At 61.7% G+C, this 2,574-nt stretch carries 2 protein-coding genes; both read right to left on the reverse strand.

Features of this window, described 5'->3' with window-relative positions; translation table 11 throughout:
• Window positions 1–100: 100 nt before the first annotated feature.
• A complete protein-coding gene (locus QZ184_RS11380; RefSeq protein ID WP_296419739.1) occupies window positions 101–1,885 on the reverse strand; it encodes a hypothetical protein in 1,785 nt (594 codons plus the stop codon).
• Window positions 1,886–2,574, reverse strand: a 689-nt coding sequence (locus QZ184_RS11385) for an adenylate/guanylate cyclase domain-containing protein (protein WP_296419741.1), incomplete at its 5' end; no start/stop codon positions are given. It lies immediately after the preceding gene.

Raw genomic sequence — 2,574 nt, forward strand, 5'->3', positions numbered from 1 at the left:
CGAGGTGTTCTCGCGCGGTTAGGTCGTTGCCGTGGGATGCAAGCAAGAGCTTCATCCGTTCTCGGACGACACTCAGTTGCGGCTCAAGTCCCCACATTCTCTAGAGGAACAGTGGTTTCGCGTAGGGGTCGGAGCATGCTGGCGTGCTCTCTCTGTTGGTTGTCGTAAAGCGTGTGGCTTCCCCGGTGGTTTTCACCCCTGGGTTGAACTCTGTTTCATTTGGGTTTGCGCAGATATAAGTAAATGTTTCGGTATTCGTATTGTTGTCTTGTTGAACGGCTTGTTCAACCACGGGAGGCTTCGGCAGCTTGTCCTCAGGAATCACGAGGTTGTTGTCTGCCCGCAGTCTTGGGAAGGGTGTTTGGGCTGCAATCATCCAGTCCACACCGGTAATGGCCTGCAGGCTCGGGCTGGTGGAGCCGTAGAGACGCTTGTAGCTCTCGGCGATGGCGTGGCTCTCGGGGAGGAGGTTCTGCCCCTCGAGGTTGCTGACCACCAGCTCTGAGAAGCGTTCACGGCTGATGGCGCCCTTGCGGATCAGGTCGCCATTGCTGTTGAAGCTGGCTTCCTCTCCGGCCTCGATCACGGTTTCACCGGCTTGGCTCAGCAACTGCTCGCCCACGTCGCTGTACACCCGCTGTTGGCGTCCAATGGCGACCTGAATCGGCTGACCGTTGTTGAAGCTCTGGTTCTGCCAGGGCAGAGGCGACTTCTGCCTTGGGGAGGGCAGGTTGGGATCGCGAACAAACCGACCGGCCGTGGCAAATCGGTAGGTGATCTGGCCGCCGACCACTGTGTCCAGCAGCTCGTCGTACTGCCCGTAGACATTCATCTCCAGGGCATCGCCGACGGGTACGTTCACCCCGATGCGTCCGCCTCCGTATTGGTTCCCTAGGCCGTGCATCACATAGGGCGCCAGGGAGAGATGGATGGAGCGCTCCCCGAGGTTCACAACGGGAATGCCCACCCGCGCGATCGCAAAGCCCAGGCTGTCCTCGCAGTTGTCTGAGGGGATGCCGCCATTGGCACTGAACTGCCAGCGGTTGCGCTCAATCTGACCGCCGACGGCGATCTGGGAGTGGAAGCAGCCGGGGATCTGCCAGCCGTCGTAGCCCACCAGCAGCGTGTTGGAGCTTTGGTTATTGGGGTCGTACCAGGTGTAGCCCACTTCGCTGCTGGCACCCCAGAAGCCATCGAAGTTGCTGGATCCCGTGCTGTAGCTGTACAGCAAGGAACTGCTGTTCTCTTGGATGATCGGCGTGAAGAAGCTCAGGTCGCCCAGGACCAGACCAGCCGCTTGGCCCAGGGTGGTTCCGCCTGCATTGCTGCCCCAGGCACTGGATCCCAAACCGACCACGGGGCTCAGGCTCGGGTAGGTGGAGAGGATATTGATCTCCTCTTCTGCCGCCATCGCGGTCTCGATCGCTGCGGCTTCGCCAACAGTCGCGGTCCCGGTCAGCACGGCCAGGTCGTAGCCGCCGTCCTCGGTGCTGCTGAGCACATAGGTCGTGCCGCGAACGCCCAAGACCTTGCTGCCGAGGCAGCTGGCCTGAGGACCATTGACCAGCACCCGTCCACTGTTCAGGCGGAAACACTCCTGGCCCAGGGTGATCAGGCTGTTCTGACCCAGGAAGCCGATGGCTCGCTTGTCAAAGAGGAGTTCAGTCCGGCTGGAGCCGGTGCTGATTTGTTGTCCGCGATCGGCCGTCTGGTTGACCTTGGCCTGTTGTTTGTCGATGTAGACCTCGCGTCCGTCGATGATCCGGCGGACCGTGGCGCTGTCAAAGGGTGCGGCGAGGGCACTGCCCATGAGCAGTGGAGCCACAGCCAGACCTTGAATCAGGCGTCTGCTGAGACCCATCACTGCACCCTGTGGTGGACGCATTCAACTTCGATCAGCTGCCTTGGGCACAGGGTTGGTGACGCTTGCCAGCGCGTACACGTGTTGGGCGGTCTGGCCTCGGATCTCGAAGCGGCCCAAGTCCTCGAGGGGCCACTGGTCACGCACTAAGTCGGCGACCCCCTGACTCATCACGATCGTCCGCTGGCACTGTTTGGCGACGGCTTCCAGGCGGCTGGCGGTGTTCACCGCATCTCCGATCACGGTGTAGTCCATGCGGCGGCTGGAGCCGATGTTGCCGCTAATCACAGTGCCAAAGCTGAGCACGATCACCTGCTGCCAGCTGGTCTCGCCCTGTTGCTCCCAGGTCTGGTTGAGGCTGCGTAGGCGAGCTTCGATCTCCAGTGCGGCTTCGATGGCGGCTGAGGCCTCCACTTGGTTGCCGCGGTGGATGGGGGCTCCAAACACCGCCAGGGTGGCGTCGCCGATGAACTTGTCCACCGTGGCGCCTTGCCCGTGCAGCGCCTCAACGACTTCGCTGAAGTAGACGTTCAGCCGCTCCACCAGCTCGACCACCCTGCCGCTGCTGGACATGGCTTGGGTGTAGGCCGTGAACCCCCGGATGTCGGTCATCAGGACAACGACCTCGGTCAGCTTCCCCCCCAGCAAGCCATCGGCTTCTTCCGGTTGATTGGCAATCTCACTGGCCACCGCAGGGGAGAGATAGCGGCTCA

Source organism: Vulcanococcus sp. DEBay_Sum22DG08_74, from assembly GCF_017852955.1.
In the GTDB taxonomy this organism is placed as follows: Bacteria; Cyanobacteriota; Cyanobacteriia; order PCC-6307; family Cyanobiaceae; genus Vulcanococcus.